The organism is Candidatus Neptunochlamydia vexilliferae (assembly GCF_015356785.1).
Taxonomy (GTDB): Bacteria; Chlamydiota; Chlamydiia; order Chlamydiales; family Simkaniaceae; genus Neptunichlamydia; species Neptunichlamydia vexilliferae.
The window spans coordinates 1-17,859 of record NZ_JAAEJV010000042.1 but is presented as its reverse complement, the minus strand read 5'-3'; the positions used below and the strand labels follow the sequence as shown (position 1 = coordinate 17,859).

General features: G+C 46.1%; 18 protein-coding genes. 4 read left to right on the top strand and 14 right to left on the bottom strand.

The window, feature by feature from the left end; translation table 11 throughout:
- Positions 1-106: transposase (locus NEPTK9_RS07045; protein WP_194848128.1), on the top strand; the 106-nt coding region annotated here is incomplete at its 5' end.
- Positions 107-1,153: 1,047 nt separating this feature from the next.
- Here the strand turns inward: NEPTK9_RS07045 and nhaD are convergent.
- Both nhaD and NEPTK9_RS07035 read right to left on the bottom strand, forming a co-directional pair.
- Positions 1,154-2,434, bottom strand: a complete 1,281-nt coding sequence (nhaD, locus tag NEPTK9_RS07040; protein ID WP_194848127.1) for a sodium:proton antiporter NhaD — start codon at positions 2,432-2,434, stop codon at positions 1,154-1,156.
- A gap of 72 nt (positions 2,435-2,506) precedes the next feature.
- Positions 2,507-3,466 carry a KpsF/GutQ family sugar-phosphate isomerase gene (locus NEPTK9_RS07035; RefSeq protein WP_194848126.1) on the bottom strand — a complete coding sequence of 320 codons (960 nt, stop codon included), beginning with the start codon at positions 3,464-3,466 and terminating at the stop codon, positions 2,507-2,509.
- Between the two features lie 119 nt (positions 3,467-3,585).
- Here NEPTK9_RS07035 and NEPTK9_RS07030 point away from each other — a divergent pair, with 119 nt between their 5' ends.
- A complete protein-coding gene (locus tag NEPTK9_RS07030; protein WP_228547078.1) occupies positions 3,586-4,965 on the top strand; it encodes an NADP-dependent isocitrate dehydrogenase in 1,380 nt (459 codons plus the stop codon).
- 709 nt (positions 4,966-5,674) lie between these two features.
- Here NEPTK9_RS07030 and NEPTK9_RS07025 read toward each other — a convergent pair.
- The 12 genes from NEPTK9_RS07025 to NEPTK9_RS06970 all read right to left on the bottom strand — a co-directional run bounded on the left by NEPTK9_RS07025 (position 5,675) and on the right by NEPTK9_RS06970 (position 15,634).
- Complete coding sequence (locus tag NEPTK9_RS07025; protein WP_194848124.1) at positions 5,675-6,226, bottom strand: hypothetical protein; 552 nt, start codon at positions 6,224-6,226, stop codon at positions 5,675-5,677.
- A gap of 241 nt (positions 6,227-6,467) precedes the next feature.
- Positions 6,468-7,613: a dihydrolipoamide acetyltransferase family protein gene (locus tag NEPTK9_RS07020; protein ID WP_194848123.1), complete on the bottom strand. Its 1,146-nt coding sequence runs from the start codon at positions 7,611-7,613 to the stop codon at positions 6,468-6,470.
- 7 nt (positions 7,614-7,620) lie between these two features.
- A complete protein-coding gene (locus NEPTK9_RS07015) occupies positions 7,621-8,838 on the bottom strand; it encodes a cation:dicarboxylate symporter family transporter (RefSeq protein ID WP_194848122.1) in 1,218 nt (405 codons plus the stop codon).
- On the bottom strand, positions 8,835-9,929 hold the full coding sequence (gene lpxK, locus NEPTK9_RS07010; RefSeq protein WP_194848121.1) for a tetraacyldisaccharide 4'-kinase: 1,095 nt from the start codon (positions 9,927-9,929) through the stop codon (positions 8,835-8,837). The genes NEPTK9_RS07015 and lpxK overlap by 4 nt, the downstream gene beginning before the upstream one ends.
- Positions 9,926-10,507 carry a D-sedoheptulose-7-phosphate isomerase gene (locus NEPTK9_RS07005; RefSeq protein ID WP_228547077.1) on the bottom strand — a complete coding sequence of 194 codons (582 nt, stop codon included), beginning with the start codon at positions 10,505-10,507 and terminating at the stop codon, positions 9,926-9,928. Before NEPTK9_RS07005 ends, lpxK begins: the two co-directional genes overlap by 4 nt.
- A 94-nt stretch (positions 10,508-10,601) precedes the next feature.
- Entirely contained in the window at positions 10,602-11,690 is a 1,089-nt protein-coding gene (locus NEPTK9_RS07000) for a Fic family protein (protein WP_194848120.1), read from the bottom strand.
- 66 nt (positions 11,691-11,756) lie between these two features.
- Positions 11,757-12,050, bottom strand: coding sequence for an RNA recognition motif domain-containing protein (locus NEPTK9_RS06995; RefSeq protein WP_194848119.1), 294 nt, complete (start codon positions 12,048-12,050; stop codon positions 11,757-11,759).
- A 50-nt stretch (positions 12,051-12,100) separates the two neighbouring features.
- On the bottom strand, positions 12,101-13,324 hold the full coding sequence (locus NEPTK9_RS06990; RefSeq protein ID WP_194848118.1) for a dicarboxylate/amino acid:cation symporter: 1,224 nt from the start codon (positions 13,322-13,324) through the stop codon (positions 12,101-12,103).
- A gap of 135 nt (positions 13,325-13,459) precedes the next feature.
- Positions 13,460-13,762: a hypothetical protein gene (locus tag NEPTK9_RS06985; protein WP_194848117.1), complete on the bottom strand. Its 303-nt coding sequence runs from the start codon at positions 13,760-13,762 to the stop codon at positions 13,460-13,462.
- Between the two features lie 69 nt (positions 13,763-13,831).
- Positions 13,832-14,179 (bottom strand): hypothetical protein, encoded by a 348-nt coding sequence (locus NEPTK9_RS06980; RefSeq protein ID WP_194848116.1) that lies wholly within the window; start codon positions 14,177-14,179, stop codon positions 13,832-13,834.
- 59 nt (positions 14,180-14,238) lie between these two features.
- Positions 14,239-14,874, bottom strand: a complete 636-nt coding sequence (locus tag NEPTK9_RS06975; protein ID WP_194848115.1) for an RluA family pseudouridine synthase — start codon at positions 14,872-14,874, stop codon at positions 14,239-14,241.
- Positions 14,849-15,634, bottom strand: coding sequence for a TrmH family RNA methyltransferase (locus NEPTK9_RS06970; RefSeq protein WP_194848114.1), 786 nt, complete (start codon positions 15,632-15,634; stop codon positions 14,849-14,851). The genes NEPTK9_RS06975 and NEPTK9_RS06970 overlap by 26 nt, the downstream gene beginning before the upstream one ends.
- A gap of 164 nt (positions 15,635-15,798) precedes the next feature.
- Here NEPTK9_RS06970 and NEPTK9_RS06965 point away from each other — a divergent pair, with 164 nt between their 5' ends.
- Positions 15,799-16,824, top strand: a complete 1,026-nt coding sequence (locus NEPTK9_RS06965; protein WP_194848113.1) for a hypothetical protein — start codon at positions 15,799-15,801, stop codon at positions 16,822-16,824.
- A gap of 6 nt (positions 16,825-16,830) precedes the next feature.
- A complete protein-coding gene (locus NEPTK9_RS06960; protein WP_194848112.1) occupies positions 16,831-17,244 on the top strand; it encodes a hypothetical protein in 414 nt (137 codons plus the stop codon).
- Positions 17,245-17,859 lie beyond the last annotated feature (615 nt).

Here is a 17,859-nt window from a genome sequence, read left to right as displayed (position 1 = left end):
GGGCAATAACTTTTGGTCCCTAAGTTATTTTGCTGGTAGTTGCGGAGGAGCTGCTATCTCAACAATCAGGCAATATATTGAAAACCAGCAAAAACCAATAGAGTGAGTATTTGCGCCTTTCATCTCGGCCCTAAAGGACCGAGTTTTTCGGCGCAGGTGATAAATTTTTGCATATATGGGGCCCCCAACTTTATTCGCAGGAATACTAAAACACGGCTTTTCCGAACAAAGTAAGCAAGGGTTTTGTTGGGGCTACCTCATTAAAACAAGAGAAATTTATCCTTACTTCGCTTAGGAATTGAGGCAATATAGGGGGTAAGCAGAACCTAGACCTCCGTGTTCTCTGTGCTCGCGGGGCGATTTTGCTGAGCCATCTTGAAGTCGTGGACAGCTCACAGCATGGCTTTTCTTCGCCTTTGGCTCCGAAGCCATGTCTGTTCACTGGAAAGTTTTTTTCTAGAAAACCTTGCACATCTTTTACCAAGCAGTAAGTAGAAATAATTTGACGACACCCCCTAAAAAAAATCCACTGAACCGACACAGCTTCGGAGCCGAAGGCGAAGAAAAGCTGCATTGTGAAGCGTCCACAGCTTCAAGATGGCTATGCAAGATTGACCTGAACGAGGGGTGGAACAGTGCTTTGCACGGCCCCCCGAGGAAGATCGATTTGGCTTGCCAGATTGAAGCTCAAGGGGGCAGCGGGGGGGGGGCCGCCCCCGACGCATCTTTCTTACATATACCACCGATAAATGTGCGAACTTTTTACCTGTAAAGGTAAACAAGGCCCTTTTTTTGATAAGGTGTAATATTCCGAGTGTGTAAAGCTACAATACTTTGTGCATCCATATTCTCTGATTTTTTATTTCAACCACAGAGAGCACAGAAAACTCGGAGACCTAGTCCTTGTTTCGGGTTTATTTCACTCAGCCTCAGGGGATTTTAGCTTTCTTTTCTCCTTTGTGATCTCGGAAAGGGCCATTTAGACCCTTACCTTCGATCCAAAAGAAGAAAATTTAAGCAAAACTCCCTCTGGAGCTAAGCAAACTAAACCCGAAACTGAGGTTTATAGGGCTTGTTGTAACTCAGATTCTAATGAGGTAGCTTTGGTTTTTTTGTTCGGGAAAATGGCAGCCAGGCGTAAGCGACTTATTTTCTAGTAGATATAGACGTAGAAGAGCATGCCGAGGACATACCCAATGAAAACGGGGATCGAAATCTTCTTTAAATAGGAGAAGAAGTCAACTTTTTCGAGTCCCATAAGAGCGACTCCTGCAGAAGAACCCATGATGAGGATGCTTCCCCCTGTTCCAGCTGCATAGGCAATCATGAGCCAAAGGGGTGAGTCGGTCGGCACGGTTTGCAAGTCATACATTCCTATGGTTGCGGCCACAAGAGGAACGTTGTCAACAATGGCTGAGACCACTCCAATAATGGAAGCAATGATTGCCTCACTTTGCATATGGGCGTTGAGCCATTCGGCCGCCCCATCTAAAAGGCCTGTTGACTCAAGTGCATTCACACTTAAAAGAATCCCCAGGAAGAAAAGGATACTCGACACATCGATCTTGGTCAGGATGTGGGGAATCCGCAAATGTTGCCGTTGCTCATGCCGGTGGTGGAGAACATCGGTGACGAGCCACATAATGGAAAGGGCGATAAGCATTCCCATGAAGGGGGGCAAACCGGTCACGGCTTTAAAGACGGGAACGCACAAAAAGAGAATAATCCCGAGATAAAAAATCAGGTGGGCGCCGGGTTCTAAAGGTTCATCGCGAAAATCGATCTCTGACTTGGGAAATTGCCCTTTTAATGTAACGGTAAAGAAAAGGAGGGGGAAAAGGAGAGATACTAAACTGGGTAGGAAGATTTCGGTGATGACCTTAATTGAGGTGATTTGCCCACCAATCCATAGCATGGTTGTTGTCACATCTCCAATCGGAGTCCATGCCCCTCCTGCATTTGCTGCTACAATGACCATACAGGAAAAGATAAAGCGCTCACTCTTATGGGGAATGAGCTTGCGTAAAATGGAAATCATCAAGATGGTTGTCGTTAAGTTATCGAGAACGGCCGACAGAAAAAAGGAGATTCCACAAATGATCCAAAGCATTTTCCGTTTTGAGCGGTGATGGAGATGGTGGATAAAGGTATTAAACCCTTTATGGGAGTCGATGAGCTCCACCATCGTCATGGCTCCTAAAAGGAAGAAAAGGATTTGGGAAACGTCGCTTAAGTGAGTGTTTAAAAAGGCCATGCTCACATTGAGCGGTTGCTTATCACCCACAAAATAAATGAGCCAGCAAACAACAGCCATGAAAAGGGCTACGGCGGTTTTGTTCACCCGAATGAGAAACTCAAGGATGATCGCAGCATAACCAATGCAGAAGACAGCGATTAGGATGCCGTGAGAAAGGGTAAAAATTTCTGTGTCCATAAGAATAACCTCAAGGAAATCCTAATCAATATGGATTTAAACCTCAAGTTTGAAATAACGAAATGGTTAATATTATGCAATTCCGGCTTGGACAAGATCATGCATGCGGATGAGACCGATAAGTGTTCCCGACTCCACAACGGGCATGACATTGACCCACTTCTTTTCGTCCCCTTGCATGAAACGAAGGGCATCGAAAGCGCGCTGATTTTTCTCGGTAAAGAGACAAGAGGGAGTCATCAACTCTTCCATCTTTTTTTCGAGCATCTTTGCGGGATCGCTTTGGAAAGCGCGTCGCAAATCTCCATCGGTAAAGATTCCCTGCAGCTTCCCTGCCTCATCAGTAATGAGAAGACACCCACACTTTTTATCAGTGAGGATCACAAGGGCATCGCGCAAGCGAACATTGGGAGGACAAAGGGGAAGACGTTCTCCTTTAAGCATAAGATCTTCAACCTTTAAGGTGATCTTTTTTCCAATGGCCCCCGCGGGATGGTTCAGGGCATACTCATCGAGGCTAAAGTTTTTAGCTTTCATGAGCGCAACCGATAAGACATCGCCAAAAATGAGCTGGATCGAGGTCGATGTTGTCGGCGCCAAGTCAAACGGGCAAAGTTCTTTACTTAAGGGCAAGCAAATCCCTAGATCGCACGCAGTTAAAAGTTTTGACTGCGGATTCGATACCCAAGCAACTGTCTTTGCCCCCTTTTTTCGGGCAAAGGGAACAAGACTGAGGAGCTCTTCGCTCTCCCCACTTTTGCTGATGCAAACCAAAAGATCTTTTTCGGTGACAATCCCAATGTCTCCATGAAGGGCGTTCATTGGTGGGAGGTAGAGGGCCTTTGTCCCGGTTGAGATCATGGTCATCGCGAGTTTTTCAGCGATGATCCCACTTTTTCCAACTCCGGTAAAAATAACCATCCCTTCACATCCAAGGAAGAGGTTAAAGTTTTCTTCCGCTTTTTCGGGATCGACATGATCGAAAAAGTAGTTAAGATTTTTCTGGTACTCTTCAAAGAGATCTTTTATCATAGGCCCTTGATTCCTTAAGGCAAATCATATAATTAAAAAGCAAATCAAGCAAGGAGAAACTCGTGAGTGAAAAAGTCCCTATTACAGTGGCACGTGGAGATGGAATCGGCCCCGAAATTATGGAGGCTACATTAAAAACTCTTGAGGCGGCAGGGGCAAGCCTGGACATTCATGAGGTTGAAATCGGGGAAAAGGTCTACCTGAAAGGGCACCCAACCGGAATCGAAGATGCAACCTGGGAGACGATTCGGAAGACAAAAGCTTTTTTAAAAGCGCCGATCACCACTCCTCAAGGGGGTGGGTTTAAAAGTTTAAATGTGACGATCCGGACCACCCTGGGCCTTTACGCCAACGTCCGCCCTTGCGTTTCTTATGCCCCCTTCGTTGCCACAAAGCACCCCATTATGGATGTGGTCATCGTCCGTGAAAATGAAGAGGACCTCTACTCAGGGATCGAGTACCGCCAGTCTCCTGAAGTATGTGAATCGATCAAGTTGATCTCAAACCCCGGCTCCGAAAAAATTATCCGCTACGCCTTCGAATATGCAAAGGCCTATGGACGGAAAAAAGTGACCTGCTTCGTGAAGGATAATATCATGAAACTTTCCGATGGTCTTTTCCACCAGGTCTTTAACGAGGTTGCCCAAGAGTATCCCCATATTGAACATGATCACTGGATCGTTGATATCGGCGCGGCAAAATTGGCTGACACCCCCGAGGCTTTTGATGTGGTGGTGATGCCGAATCTCTATGGAGATATCCTCTCTGATGTCGCGGCTCAAATCGCTGGCTCGGTCGGCCTTGTCGGATCGGCTAACATCGGCGACCATGGGGCAATGTTCGAAGCCATCCACGGATCAGCCCCCAGGCGGGCAGGGCAAAACCTCGCTAACCCCTCAGCCCTGATCCTTGCCTCAGTCCTGATGCTCATCCACATCGGTCAAAGCGATGTGGCTGCAGCGATTCACAACAGCTGGCTGAAAACGCTTGAATCGGGAGTCCACACCTATGATATCTTCAAAGAAGGGATCAGCAAAGAGAAGGTCGGGACCCAAGAGTTTGCTGCTGCTGTGATAGGGAACCTCGGGCAAAAACCTTCTGAACTCAAACCGGTCTGTTACAAAGAGCAAAAGGGACCCTCCCACACCTACACCCGCAAGACGATCAAAACAAAGCGGGAGCTCGTCGGAACCGACGTCTTTTTCTATGCGGCGTCGACCCTCGAGGCCTTCCAAAAGAAAATCACCGCTTTAAGCCTAGAAAGCTTTAAGGTGGAGATGATTAGCAACCGGGGAGCCCGTATCTACCCCGATGGAATGCCTGAAACATTTTGTATCGACCAGTGGCGGGTCCGTTTCGTCCCCAAAAGTGGCAGCTGCACCCCAGAAAAATGTGTCGCCCTTCTTGGAGAATTGGTAGAGGAAGGTCTTGATATTATTAAGACGGAAAACCTTTACCACTTCGATGGGAAGCCTGGATACTCCTCTCCCAAAGGATAGCTAGCAAATGTCGATAATTGGATGTTGTCCAATTATCGACACTCAGGATATATGGCATATTAGCCTGTTATCAGCAATCCCCGCTAAGACAAAAGCCACCTCAAAGTGCTTAAATTGCTCTCCTTCGTAGATTCTACGACCTTTTTCGATATCTCTGCGTTACAAAAAGACATTTATTTGACGAAACCTTCTATAGGAGGATCAGAGATACATTGTCTGTAATTAGCAGTTCAAACAATCCATTGTCAGAGGGGATAGCTGGTCTGTTATGTAGGTGGGTCGTGGACCACTTATCTGTCGACGTCTCCTTAACTGCCTTTTTTTTATATTTAAAGCTTCTTCGGTCTTTGTCAATGCAAACTTGAGAAACATAGTAGCGAAAATACGAATATGAGACCTCGTTACGTTTTGTAAAACTTCATCACATACCTGTTCAATTTTAGCAGAATAGCTCCTCCATCCATGGTCTTCGTCCACTAAATTATAGAGTTCCGCTTCCAAACTCCTAATCAAGTCCAATTCAGAGTTTGAGCTTTGGCGATTAGACCCGCTTGAAGAAAAAATATTTTTTTAAGTACATTATAACTAGAGGGGAACTCGTGTTTACATAATCTTTCATGCGGTTTGCTAAAGAACCAGTATGTAATTTCTCAATATTGTAATTTCTGTAACTCCCACCAGCAACGCCATTTTCTAAGCAAGATTCTTCTCAGGGCATAAGCATTTTGAAATAAGAAGGAGCATCTCTTGGGCCATCCCGATTAACTATAAGCTCTCCAACACAGGCTACCAAATCAGTGCTGTTTACAAAGTTTTTTACAACTGATCCTAAATTTCTAGGTATTATATCAGCGCCACCAAAAGGATAAACTTCAATAAACTGCTTGTGTTGCTGTAGCCCCACTAAAGCCCTTTTAGTAATAAAGGCTCCATGGCTATGTGCAAATACGATAACACGATTTCGTGTTATACCCCTATCTGGGTATCTTGAAATAAGACCTAAAACATGCTGCGATAGTGCTCGAATAGATGTTGAATTAGCATTTGAATCCCTATTCACACAATCTTCTAGGCCTCTTAGCACATCCAGGTAAGATACCTTTTTGTTCTGCAGCGCTCTTGATACAAATAAAGCAAACCTTTCAGCGCCGTCTCCCTCCGACCATATTCCGGGAAGAACAATAAATGAAAAACCGTAGCATTCTGCTTCACCTACTGTCTTGAAAATTGGTCCAGCTGATATATTGGAAACCTGAGACATAACAAAACTCCTTTGTTAAGGCAAACTGACTTTACACTGTATGTAAAGTTTTTGTCAAGAATTTTTTTAAGCCTTGACTAGAAAATCAAGAGTTAAGCTTCTAGAGGGTGTCGTCACAAGATGGTCAATAAAGAAGCGCTTACTATGAGGGAAGTTCAAGGCGTCCGATGCAGAAAGCCCAAATCGGGCTTTTGAAGGAGGACAACGATGAAATTTCCCATAGGAAGAGCTTAAGGATTGATCACCTTGTGGCGACACCCTCTAACCGCTCTTTAATGGCAGCGAGAAAGCCGCACCCATACATTCCGTCGATGACTCGATGATCAAAGGAGAGGGAAAGAGACATGATCGAGCGGATCGCCATCGTGTCATCCTCTAGAACTACCACCTTTTTAGTAATAGCGCCTACGCCAAGGATGGCGACTTCGGGATGGTTGATGATCGGGGTGCCGGTGAGCACTCCCGACATTCCAAAGTTGGTCATGGTGATCGTCCCCTTTTGCACCTGGTCGGGAACCAGCTTCCCGGTCCGCGCTTTGTCGGAAAGGGTTGCCACTTCGCGAGCAATGTCTTTGAGGGGGCGGCTATCACAATTGGCAATGACGGGGACGAGGATTCCCTGATCCACACTGACTGCAATGCCAAGATTGACCTCTTTCTTAAGGAGGATCGTGTCTCCTTCTAGAGAGGCGTTGATCATCGGGAACTCTTTGACACTGTCGGCAATCGCCTTTGCAATATAACTGGTGATAGTGAGCTTAAACCCATTTTCCTTCAGAAAACTCTCTTTGCTCTCTTTAAGTTGTCCCATGAGTTTGGTCACATCGACCTCATTCATTAAGGTGGCATGGGGCGCCTGGAAGTAGGAGCGGACCATCGCGTCGGCAATCATTTTCCGCATCGGCGACATCTTCACCCGCTCGTCCCCCTCAGGCTTCTTGTTGAGATACCCCTCCAGGTCCCGCTTAGAAAGACGTCCCCCAGCTCCTGTGGCGGGAATCTTCTCAAGCTCTTCAAGACTCACCCCTTTTTCCTGTGCAAGCTTCATAACAACTGGGGTGAAAAATCCTTTTTTGGAGGCGGTTGGCGCCGGCGCTTCTACTTGGGGAGCTTCTTTTTCTTCGACCTTTTCTCCTGCTTGAACAGTCACAATCATCGCTAAGGGAGCACCGACATCGAGCTCTTCATCGGGGTTTGCTAGGATTTGGGTCACCTTTCCCGCAACGGGAGAGGGAATTTCACTATTGACCTTGTCGGTGGAAACTTCCAAGAGGGGCTCATCCAGTTTGACGGTATCGCCTACCTTCTTAAACCACTGAACAACGGTGGCACTGACAATACTTTCCCCAAGTTTTGGGAGCTTAATCTCTACTTCAGAATCAGACATATCGGACCTATTCTAACCATGTAATTGCATGGTACCGTTTTTCATCAATTTGTTTCTCTGTTTTTGCAATAAAGACGGCTGCAACGGCATCACCCAAGACATTCACTACAGCGGAAACCATTTCGCGCAGACGGTCAACTCCAGCAACAAGGGCGATTCCTTCTAGGGGAAGTCCCATCGCATTGAGAACCACAGAGAGCATCACAATCCCCGTCCCGGGAATTCCTGCCGCTCCGATCGCAGAAACAAGAGAGACAAAGATGAGGATGAGGACTTTGACCACTGTCACCTCAATCCCATACGCTTGAGCGATAAAGATCGCTGAAATCGCTTGGCCAACCGCCGCTCCATTCATATTGATCGTCGAACCAAGGGAGAGGACAAAGCCTGAGATATCGGGAGAAATACCGAGGTGATTTCGGGCACAGTCAAGCGATACAGGTAAGGTCGCTGAGCTACTACTTGTCGTAAAGGCAAGGACAATCGCATCTTTCATCCCTTTAAAGAAAGGGGCAACACGGAGTTTTGCCATGTAACGCAGAGCCAAGCAAAAGACGACTAAAATTTGGAGCAGGCAGGCGATATAGTTACAGGCTAAAAACTTTAAAAGGGGATAGAGAACTTTCGTCCCCACATCTCCCACTGCCGTTGCAATGAGGGCAAAGACCCCATAAGGGGCGATCTTCATGATGAAGTGGGTCAACGAATACATCACCTCACTGAGCGACTCGAGAACGTTTAGGACCTTTTTTCCCTTTTCTCCCGTTAAGGTAATGGCAAAGGCAAAAAAGATTGAAAAGACGATAATTTGGAGGATATTCCCCTCCGCAAAGGCGGCAAAGGGATTCGAGGGAACGATCCCAAAAAGAAAGTCAACTATTCCAACCGTTTGCTTTGTCATCAAGTGTTCGGGAGGAATAGGCAAATTGAGCGCCGATCCAGGTCGCATCACAAAAGCAAGGAGAAGACCAAATCCAATCGCTAAGGCCGTTGTTCCTGCATAGAAGAAAATGGTCCGGATCCCGATCCGCCCCAGCTTTTTCGGGTCGCTGATATGACACATCCCTACAACCAAAGAGGAGAAAACCATCAGCCCCACAAGCATTTTGAGAAGGTCGATAAAGGCCTTTCCTATCCGCTCAAGAAACTCTACCTTGTGACCAAAAGCAAGACCTGCGATCACTCCTAAGACAAGGCCAATAATAATTTTAATCCACGGCTTCACGGCATACTCCTAGGTAAAAGGGATTGGAGGTGGCTTAAAAGGGCTTCATACCGCTCCTTTCCCGTCACCACTTTCATCTCTGCTTTTAAAAAACCGATCGGCAAAGAAAGTTTGAGGTTTGGCGGGAGCTTGACCCAATCTTTTTCAGAGCAAACGATCAGGTCGCAACCCCGCTCGGTGCACCGGTCGACAAAATGGATTAATTCTTCTTCTGTTGGGCCGATGTGGTCAGGAAGGATCCACTTTTCGGCAAGGGTTCCCCCCATTTCAGAGACCGTTTTGAAAAAAGATTCTGGTTTTCCCAGCCCACAAAAGACTCCTACCCGCCGATCTTTAAGAGCCAAAAGGTGCTCTCCACAAGAAGTTTCTACCTTTTCAGGAACCATTCGCACCCCAATAACGGGAGCGTCGCTCCTTTTAGCAATCTCTTTTTCGACTGCATGGAAGTGGTTCAAGTCATGGATATGGTTGACCACAATCGCATCGGCAGACTCAAGCCTTTTTGGGGAGTCGCGGAGGTAACCGCGGGGAAGGTAAAACCCTTTTCCATAAAGATCATCGCCATGAAGCATAACGATTTCAACGTCGCGGTGGAGGCTCCGGTATTGCATCCCATCATCTAAGAGGATGAAGTCGGCTTCATGGTAAACAGCCCGCTCTGCATTTAAAACCCGATCTTTCCCAACAAAAAGGACCGCTTCGGGAAGGGATTTGAAAAGGAGGTAGGCCTCATCCCCACACACATCGGGAGTGATCCGCGATTTTTCGATCAGGTGCAAGCTTCCTCCAACCTTTTCGATTTCGGAGCGGTAACCCCTTGAGAGGATGGAAACTTTCCCATGCTTTTGAAGGTCTTTAGTGATCCTTTGGATAAATGCGGTTTTACCCGTTCCTCCTGCAATGATATTTCCAATGCTAATGACAGGAGCCGCTACTCTTTTTTCCTTAATCCATTGCCGGTCAAAGGCCAAGTTGCGGAGCTTCACCCCCATTTCGAATAGGCCGCTAATGGCAAAAAGAGCTCCTTTCATAAGAGCTCCCTTTCGGCGACCTTCAATAAGATCGGTGATATAGGTCTGTGTCCCTATCATACCGCTGCTCCCACTTCTGCAGGAAAAAAGAGCGCTTGCTCCACCCTTTCGATGATGATATGGATGGCCGCCATATGGGCCTCTTGGATCCGATCGGAAAATTCAAAGCCTGAAACGATCCACTCGAGATCTCCTTGTCCTTTAAGGGCTCCTCCCGTTTTTCCGAGGAAGGTAATGACTTGCAGTCCCCTATCCTTAGCCACTTCGACAGCTCGCACAAGGTTCTTGGAATTTCCACTTGTTGTCAGAGCGATGAAAAGATCTCCCACATTCCCATGGGCCTCGATCCCGCGCGAAAAAACCTGGTCGAAACCGGCATCGTTCCCGACGCAGGTGAGATGGCCCGGGTCGGCAAGAGCAATCGCAGGAAGGGCAGGGCGCTCCTTGCGGAAGTAGCCGGTGAGCTCTTCTGCAAAGTGCATCGCATCGCAAAGGCTCCCCCCATTCCCTGCAATCAGGAGTTTCCCTCCATTGCGGAAACAGCTGAGCATTGCTGAGGCAACCCCTTCAATAAAAGAGAGTCCCTCTTCAGATTTTAGGGCTTCGATCGCTTCAATGCCTCGATTCACAGATTCCAAAATTGCTTGTCGCACATAGACCTCAAAAATTTTTCTATAAGCAAGTATATGAGGTTACCAAAAATAAAGATAAAAATCCAGCCAGAGGAAAATCCTAAGAATTTATAAGAACTTGATACCTGTTTGCAAGTCGGTATTTCCGCGCTCTATTTGAGGGATCTGCAACTTTTAAAAACTTCCCTTCAACCCATTTTTTACATAGAGCTGTTGCTGTCCGCGGCTTAAAACCAAAAAGCTCCCCCAGTTGGTGACTTGTAACCACCTCATAATCCTTAAACAGCTCTAAAGCTTTTCTTTGCTTGGGGTCAAGGGTACGCATAAGATCAGAATGATCTTTTTCCCCCAGGCTTTCAGACACATGCATCTGATCAACAACTTTTTCAAAAGCAAATACCATCCCCAAGCAAAAATATTCGATCCAGCTCGTAATATCACTTTCAGCTCGCTCTAAATAATAGTTATGGGAAGGACCGATGCTGATCGCCCGGTAGTAGGCAAGCAGGTTCTTTGCGTAATACTCTTCGAGCGAATAAAGCCCTTTAAGGTCATACCCACCGAGATGGAGAATGAGTGTTGTCAAAAGCCTAGCGGTTCGCCCATTTCCATCATAGTAGGGATGGATCGTTGCAAATTGATAGTGAGCAATCGCCGCAACAACAGGGCAAGGAACCTCCCTATTTTCTTTAATCCAAAGGATAAGCTGCCTCATTAAGGGAGAAACATCTTTGGCCTCAGGAGGCATATAGACAATCGTTCCCCCTCCCCGAATTACATTTTGGCCATCGCGATACGTCGTAGGCTTGACCCTATTTCTCCCATTACTCATTACCAAAGCATGTAAAGTCTGAACCACTTTTTCTGTAATCGGATAGTCTTGAGCGACATACTGCTCAAGCTGAACTAAAGCAGCATAGTATCCCTTCACCTCACTCTCATCCCGCTCCCTTCCAGGGAAATGGCCCTCAAGCTGAATCACTTCCTTTACCTCTTCCGAGTCGAGGCGGTTTCCCTCTATCATCGTCGAATAATGGGTTGTGTAAAGCTTAGCGGTTTCCCGTAAAGAAGCTAAAACTGTGGGATTTAAAGGGAGGTGGGCAACCTTTTCTTTGGCAGCCTCGATGCGCATCAAGAGCTTGGCTAGCCCTGAGGTAATCGTATAGAGAGGTTTAAAGGTTATCGGCATAATAACTTAATTATATCAGCATTTCACATATTTGTAAAATGCTGATAAACTGCCGATAAATTGCCGTTAATAGCGGCCAGGACCGCCACGTCTGCCACCACCGCCAGCGGGGCGTTTTTGCTGCTCCTTGGCCTCGTTGACAACGAGAGCGCGTCCATGCACTTCCTTGTCGTGGAGTTCTTGGATCGCCTTGTCACCAGCTTCTCGAGTTTCCATCTCCACAAAGCCAAATCCTCGGGACTGCCCAGTATCGCGATCTTTAATAATTTTTAAGCTTTTCACCTCGCCACAGTTTGAAAAAACTTCGTTTAACTCATCCTCTGAGCATTCTCTTGAAATATTGGCTACAAAAAGTTTCATAAAAGTCCTATAAAGTTAGCAGATAGTTCCCTATCTGCGGTAAAAAAAATTCATTCAGTCCAGGTTACCCGATGGTACTTGGTTTCGTCAATTTGATTCTCCTTTTTGGCGATATAAACCGCCGCGACCGCATCTCCTAGTATGTTCACAACGGTTGCAAACATATCGCGGAGACGGTCAATTCCGGCAACAAGGGCAATTCCCTCGAGAGGGAGGCCCATCGCGCCTAGAACAATGGAGAGCATGACCAAACCACTTCCTGGAATTCCTGCTGTTCCCACAGCAGAAACAAGGGTCGTAAGCATCAAAATCATGATACTCATAAAGCCCACCTCGACCCCATAGGCTTGGGCAATAAAAATTGCCAGGACCGTCTGTCCAATTGCTGTTCCATTCATGTTAATGGTAGAGCCAAGGGAGAGGACAAAGCCTGAAATATCAGCCGATAGTCCCAGATGATCCCGAGCACACTCCAGCGAAACCGGAAGGGTTGCGGAGCTACTGCTCGTTGTAAATGCTACCACTATAGCATCTTTCATCCCTTTAAAGAAAGGGGCGATTTCTAATTTTGCTAAATAACGAAGCGCTAACGTAAAAATAATTCCAATTTGAAGCAAGCAAGCGACAAAAATGCATCCAATCGCCCAAAATAGGGCGCGGATCCCCTCCGAACCAATCTCCCCGATAGCAGAAGCGATTAGCGCAAAGACCCCATAGGGGGCAAACTTCATCACCACATTGGTCAGTTTTGCCATTACATCGCTCAACGACTCAATATAACCCAAAATGAGCTTCCCCTTTTCTCCCGTCATATTGATCGCTAAGGCAAAGAAGATGGCAAAGACAATAATTTGTAAGATGTGTCCTTCAGCAAAAGCAGCAAAGGGGTTCGAGGGGACGATTGAAAACAAGAAGTCGACAAGGCTTAAACTTCCCCCGTTGCCATGACCCGCAGGAAGGGGCAAACTCAAGGTAGCTCCCGGCCGAACCGAAAAGACAATCGCCAAACCAAAGCAAATCGCCACAATCGTTGTCACGACGTAGAAGCCAATGGTTCGAAAGCCGATCCGCCCCAGCTTTTTCGGATCGCTGATATGGCACATCCCGACCACCAAAGAAGAAAAGACGATCAGTCCCACAAGCATCTTCAAAAGGTCGATGAAGGCCTTTCCTATTAGCGAGAGGATTTCGAACTGCCTTCCTACTTTAAAGAGAATCAGACCAGTGATGATCCCTAAGATGAGACCGATGAGAATTTTTAGCCAAGGTTTCATGGCGCTATCAAGAACACGCGGGTAAGCCTCCTAACGAGACGTTATTAATTTTCGCTAATATACCAAGTAAAGAAAAAAAAATCTAGCAAAGTTGAAATTTAGAGCGCGCTAGTCGCGCGCGCTCTAAAACAAAGGTTAGCGCCAAGTTACAGCGCGGCCCACTTCAGCAAGTGAGTCTAAAGCGTAATTTGGCACATGCACAAAGAGCATACGAACAAGACTCATAAAGAAGTTCCATGCTGCATAATCGATCCGTTGCGCTTGACTTTGCAGCATTGTAATCCGCGCTTGAAGTTGCCGTTCTTTTTCAGTAGGCACTACCTCCATGCCACCACTAGAAGAGCTTTCTGCACTGGAGTTCTGACTTGATTGGGGGAGTCGTTGGATCTTTTCAGTCAGCCAAGGTTCTTCCCCTCCAGCAGCATGGTAAGATTTCATATAATCATCAAGAAAGCTTTTAAGAATTTCGATCTTTTCTTCCCGCGACTTTTTGCCTCCTTTGAGGATCTACTTATTTCCCCATTCGTGAATAGCTTGATTACTCTTCCAATACTCGTTACGCGATTCAAAAAGCTCATTAATGCGTCCTTGTAAGTCGTCAAGAGCAACAGGGCCGCTTTCAGATTTATATTTGCTTGCCTCTTGTAACCAGAGCACAATCACAATCATTTTTGCGATCTGAGCTACTTTTTCTTCTGTCGAGACATCACCAGAAATTTTCGATAGAAGTTCTTGCAATGCTGCTTGGTCTTTCTTGAGTGCTTTTAAATCGCTTTCTGCTTGGGTATTATATCCTAAGCCAGAAAAATAATATAAATTCATTTTTGAAGCGTCTACAGTTGCGTCTTTAGACATAATAACCCCCATGCTTATGTGTTAAAATCTTTCGAGGATTTTACAATTTGTAAGAATTTTCAGGGCAAGGGAAAACTCAGTGTCACCTTTTCTTTGGAGATGGGGTGATTAAAGGTCAGCTCGGAGTGATGAAGGGCAATATGGGGAGAACTTTGCGTAGCCCCATACTTGGCGTCGCCAAGGATGGGGTGGCCGATGTGGGCAAACTGGGCGCGGATCTGGTGGTAGCGACCGGTGTGAAGCGTGACCGAGGCAACCGTTGTTTTAGGGCGCTCTTCTACAACCGTAAACGAAAGGTGGGCCAGCTTGCCGGTAGGGTCTACTCGGGCATGGTGGGAACCATGGACGAGGTGGTGACGGAGCTCCCCTGACTTTTCGGGAAGGTGCCCTTCCACCTCTGCAAGATATGTTTTGATGAAGGCCCGCTCCCGCATCTGAGCATTGAGGCGGGACAGGGCTTTACTGGTGCGGGCAAAGAGGACGATGCCACTCACCGGCTTGTCAAGACGGTGAATGGGATGGAGGAAGACGTTCCCTTTTTTATGGTACTCCTTTTTCACCCAAGCTTTGGCAAGATCTTCGAGGTTGGGAGCGCCGGTTTGATTGGGTTGGGTAAGCATCCCCTTCGGTTTACAAACCGCTAAGAGATGGTTATCGACGAAAAGGATCTTAAGATCTTTGTCTAAGGACTTCATAGAGCAAAAGGGTGGTTGCAGAGGCAACATTGAGGGAGTCGGCAACGCCGCACATCGGGATGCTCACCTGTAGAGATGCTGCATCCATCCATTTTTTAGAAAGGCCAAGCTGCTCGGTTCCCATGGCAATCGCAACGGGGCCCGCTAGGTTTGCCGTTGTGTAGCGCTCCTGCGCATCGGGAGAGGTGGCAACGATCGGAATGTTTTGTCTTTCAAGCCAAGCGATCGTCTCATCGCTTGAGACTTCAAGAACGGGAACTGTAAAGAGAGTGCCGACACTGGCCCGAACAACATTGGGGTTATAGATGTCGGTACACCGATCACAGACAAGGAGGGCATCAACGCCAGCGGCATCGGAGGAGCGGAGGATCGTTCCGAGATTTCCAGGCTTTTCGATCGCTTCAGCGATGAGGAGGAAGGGGGGGCGCTCTTCGGGAAGGTTGAGATCAGCAAGGGTCTTTGGAACTTGCTGGGCAATGGCAAGGAGACCGTCGGGACGATCGCGGTAGGACATCTTTTCAAAGACCTCTTTGCTCACCTCTAAGGCATCCACGTTTTGTAGCAGGGTGGTTTCGTTGGTGCCGAGGAAGTGGTCGGGCGAATAGAACACGATCTCGATAGGGACCTTTGCTTGAATGGCACGAGAAAGCTCCCGATACCCTTCGATCAAAAAAGTACTTGTCCTATCTCGCTCCCGCTTCTGCCGGAGCTTGACCGCCTGCTTGACACGGGGGTTCTGTAGGCTGGTGATTGGCTTCATAAACAAAAGCATAGCTTACAAAAGAATTATTTACAAATAAAAAGTTATTTTAATTTACATTTAATTAATAAACTGTTAAAATTGAAGGAAATGAGGTAATTATTTCTTCTTCAACATCAACGGATTTATTAACAAAACCAACCGATATAAAAAGCCTACAGTTTTTGGAAGGAACTAAATTTCCTTTTCAAAAATCAGCTTCGGGCGGAAGTGGCCAGACTTTCCTACCCTTAAGCAGAACAATCCCATGGGTTATTAAATGGCAACCCATTTATCAAGCGGAGTGTGAAGTCCTCTGCTCTAAATTTTATAAGCGTACTTTTACTCACCTCTCTGTCCCCCAGGTAGAGTTTGTTTCAGAAGAAACCCTAAAAAAATTGCAACAGTTTTTTTCTCAACGGCCAAGCACAAACATCCCGAAGGACTATCATCCTATTTTAATAGAGTATAAGGTTGGACAAAACTTAAAAAAGGCTTGCGAAACAAACAATATTTTCTCTTTATCGTCAAAAGCCTGGCTCACACTCTTTGAAAATCTTGGGGAGATCGCTGGCTACGACTTATTAATTGGCAACTGTGACCGTTTTATTCCGGAAAATATCCATAGCACTAAACAAGCTATTTCCCGAGTAAACAGCGGAAATATTTTAATTGAATGGAATAATGACAAAGCCTTAAAAACAGTCCATTTAATTGATAATGCTCCACATTTTTCTTCTTTTTTTGATGTCAAAGAAAAACGAAGTCGTTCCTCCAGCTCTTCAAGCATAGGTGCTAGCAATCTATTTAACAACTCTCAAGACAGCTCCAACGAGAGCTCTCAGGATCAATCACCAGTTCAGAATCAAATAGTGTTAAGTGGTGAGCAAAAAAGAAAAAATAGACTTGCAGACCTTAAGTACTTTACCTCTGCTCCTAAGGAAGGGATCCAAAAAATTGCAAAGCTGATTTATAAAGATATAGCATCGGAATTTACCCAACAGATATCACAGCCTGATAAACTTATAAATAGCTTAGAAAAAGGGCTTACAAAGGCTCAGCTTAAAATGAAAAAAACCAAGTTTATGGACGAACTTGAAGCGGTAAAAAAAGAAAAAAGCGATTGGTCACCACAAGCAACCCTTCTATTAAATTTCATGGAAGAGGCAATAAATCATTTACAAGAAATTCAAACAACTAGTATAAAGTGAGGAAAAATGAGCAGTTCCACAATTGGAAACCAAATTGTTCACCTATTGAACAGCATTGATTCATACAACCAATTAAAAAAGCAGACCATGAGTTCATCTGATGTTTCAAAAACCAATCCCTATAGACCCCTTCTAGAAGATGTTAGAAATTGTCTTTTGCACTTTGACAGTGAAAAAAGAAACCGTATTATCTTCAATATCACTGAATTTCTCGAAAACAACCCTTCTGACCAAAAACTCGTTGAAGTCATGACAAGAATTCTACAGGTTGTTCAAAGCTTCATAAACAATAAGGGTGTTTTATTCTCTCCCTCAAAAAAACCTTCCGAAGCAAGGCCCTTTACCGTAACCAACGATAAACTTATTCGCCCCCTATTCCAAGAGGTGAATGACTTGACTGAGAATAATTCTTCAAAGTAGGAATTAAGGAGCTGGGCAAAAATAACTTATACATTTCTGCAACCATAACATGGCCTTGTTCACCTTTACAGGTAAAAAGTTCGCACATTTATCGGTGGTATATGTAAGAAAGATACGTCGGGGGCAAGCCCCCCGCTGCCCCCTTGAGCTTCAATCTGGCAAGCCAAACCGATCTTCCTCGGGGGGCCGTGCAAAGCACTGTTCCACCCCTCGTTCAGATCAATTTTGCAGAGCCATCTTGAAGCCGTGGACACTTCACGACGCAGCTTTTCTTCGCCTTCGGCTCTGAAGCTGCGTAGGTTCAGTGTTTTTTTTTGTTAAGCTGAAAGTCAAACCAAAGCGAATATGGTAAGTGGCTAAAAAACTGAAAAAAGGAGACTTACTGCTTGGTAAAAGATGAGCGAGGTTTTCTAAAAAAAAACCTTTCCAGCGAACTGACATGGCTTCGGAGCCGAAGGCGAAGAAAAACCATGCGGTGAGCTGTCCGCGGCTTCAAAATGGCTCTGCAAAATCGCCCCGCACGAGGGGTGGAACAGTGCTTTGCACGGCCCCCCGAGAAGGGGCGATTTGGCTTGCCAGATTGAAGCTCAAGGGGGCAGCGGGGGGCTTGCCCCC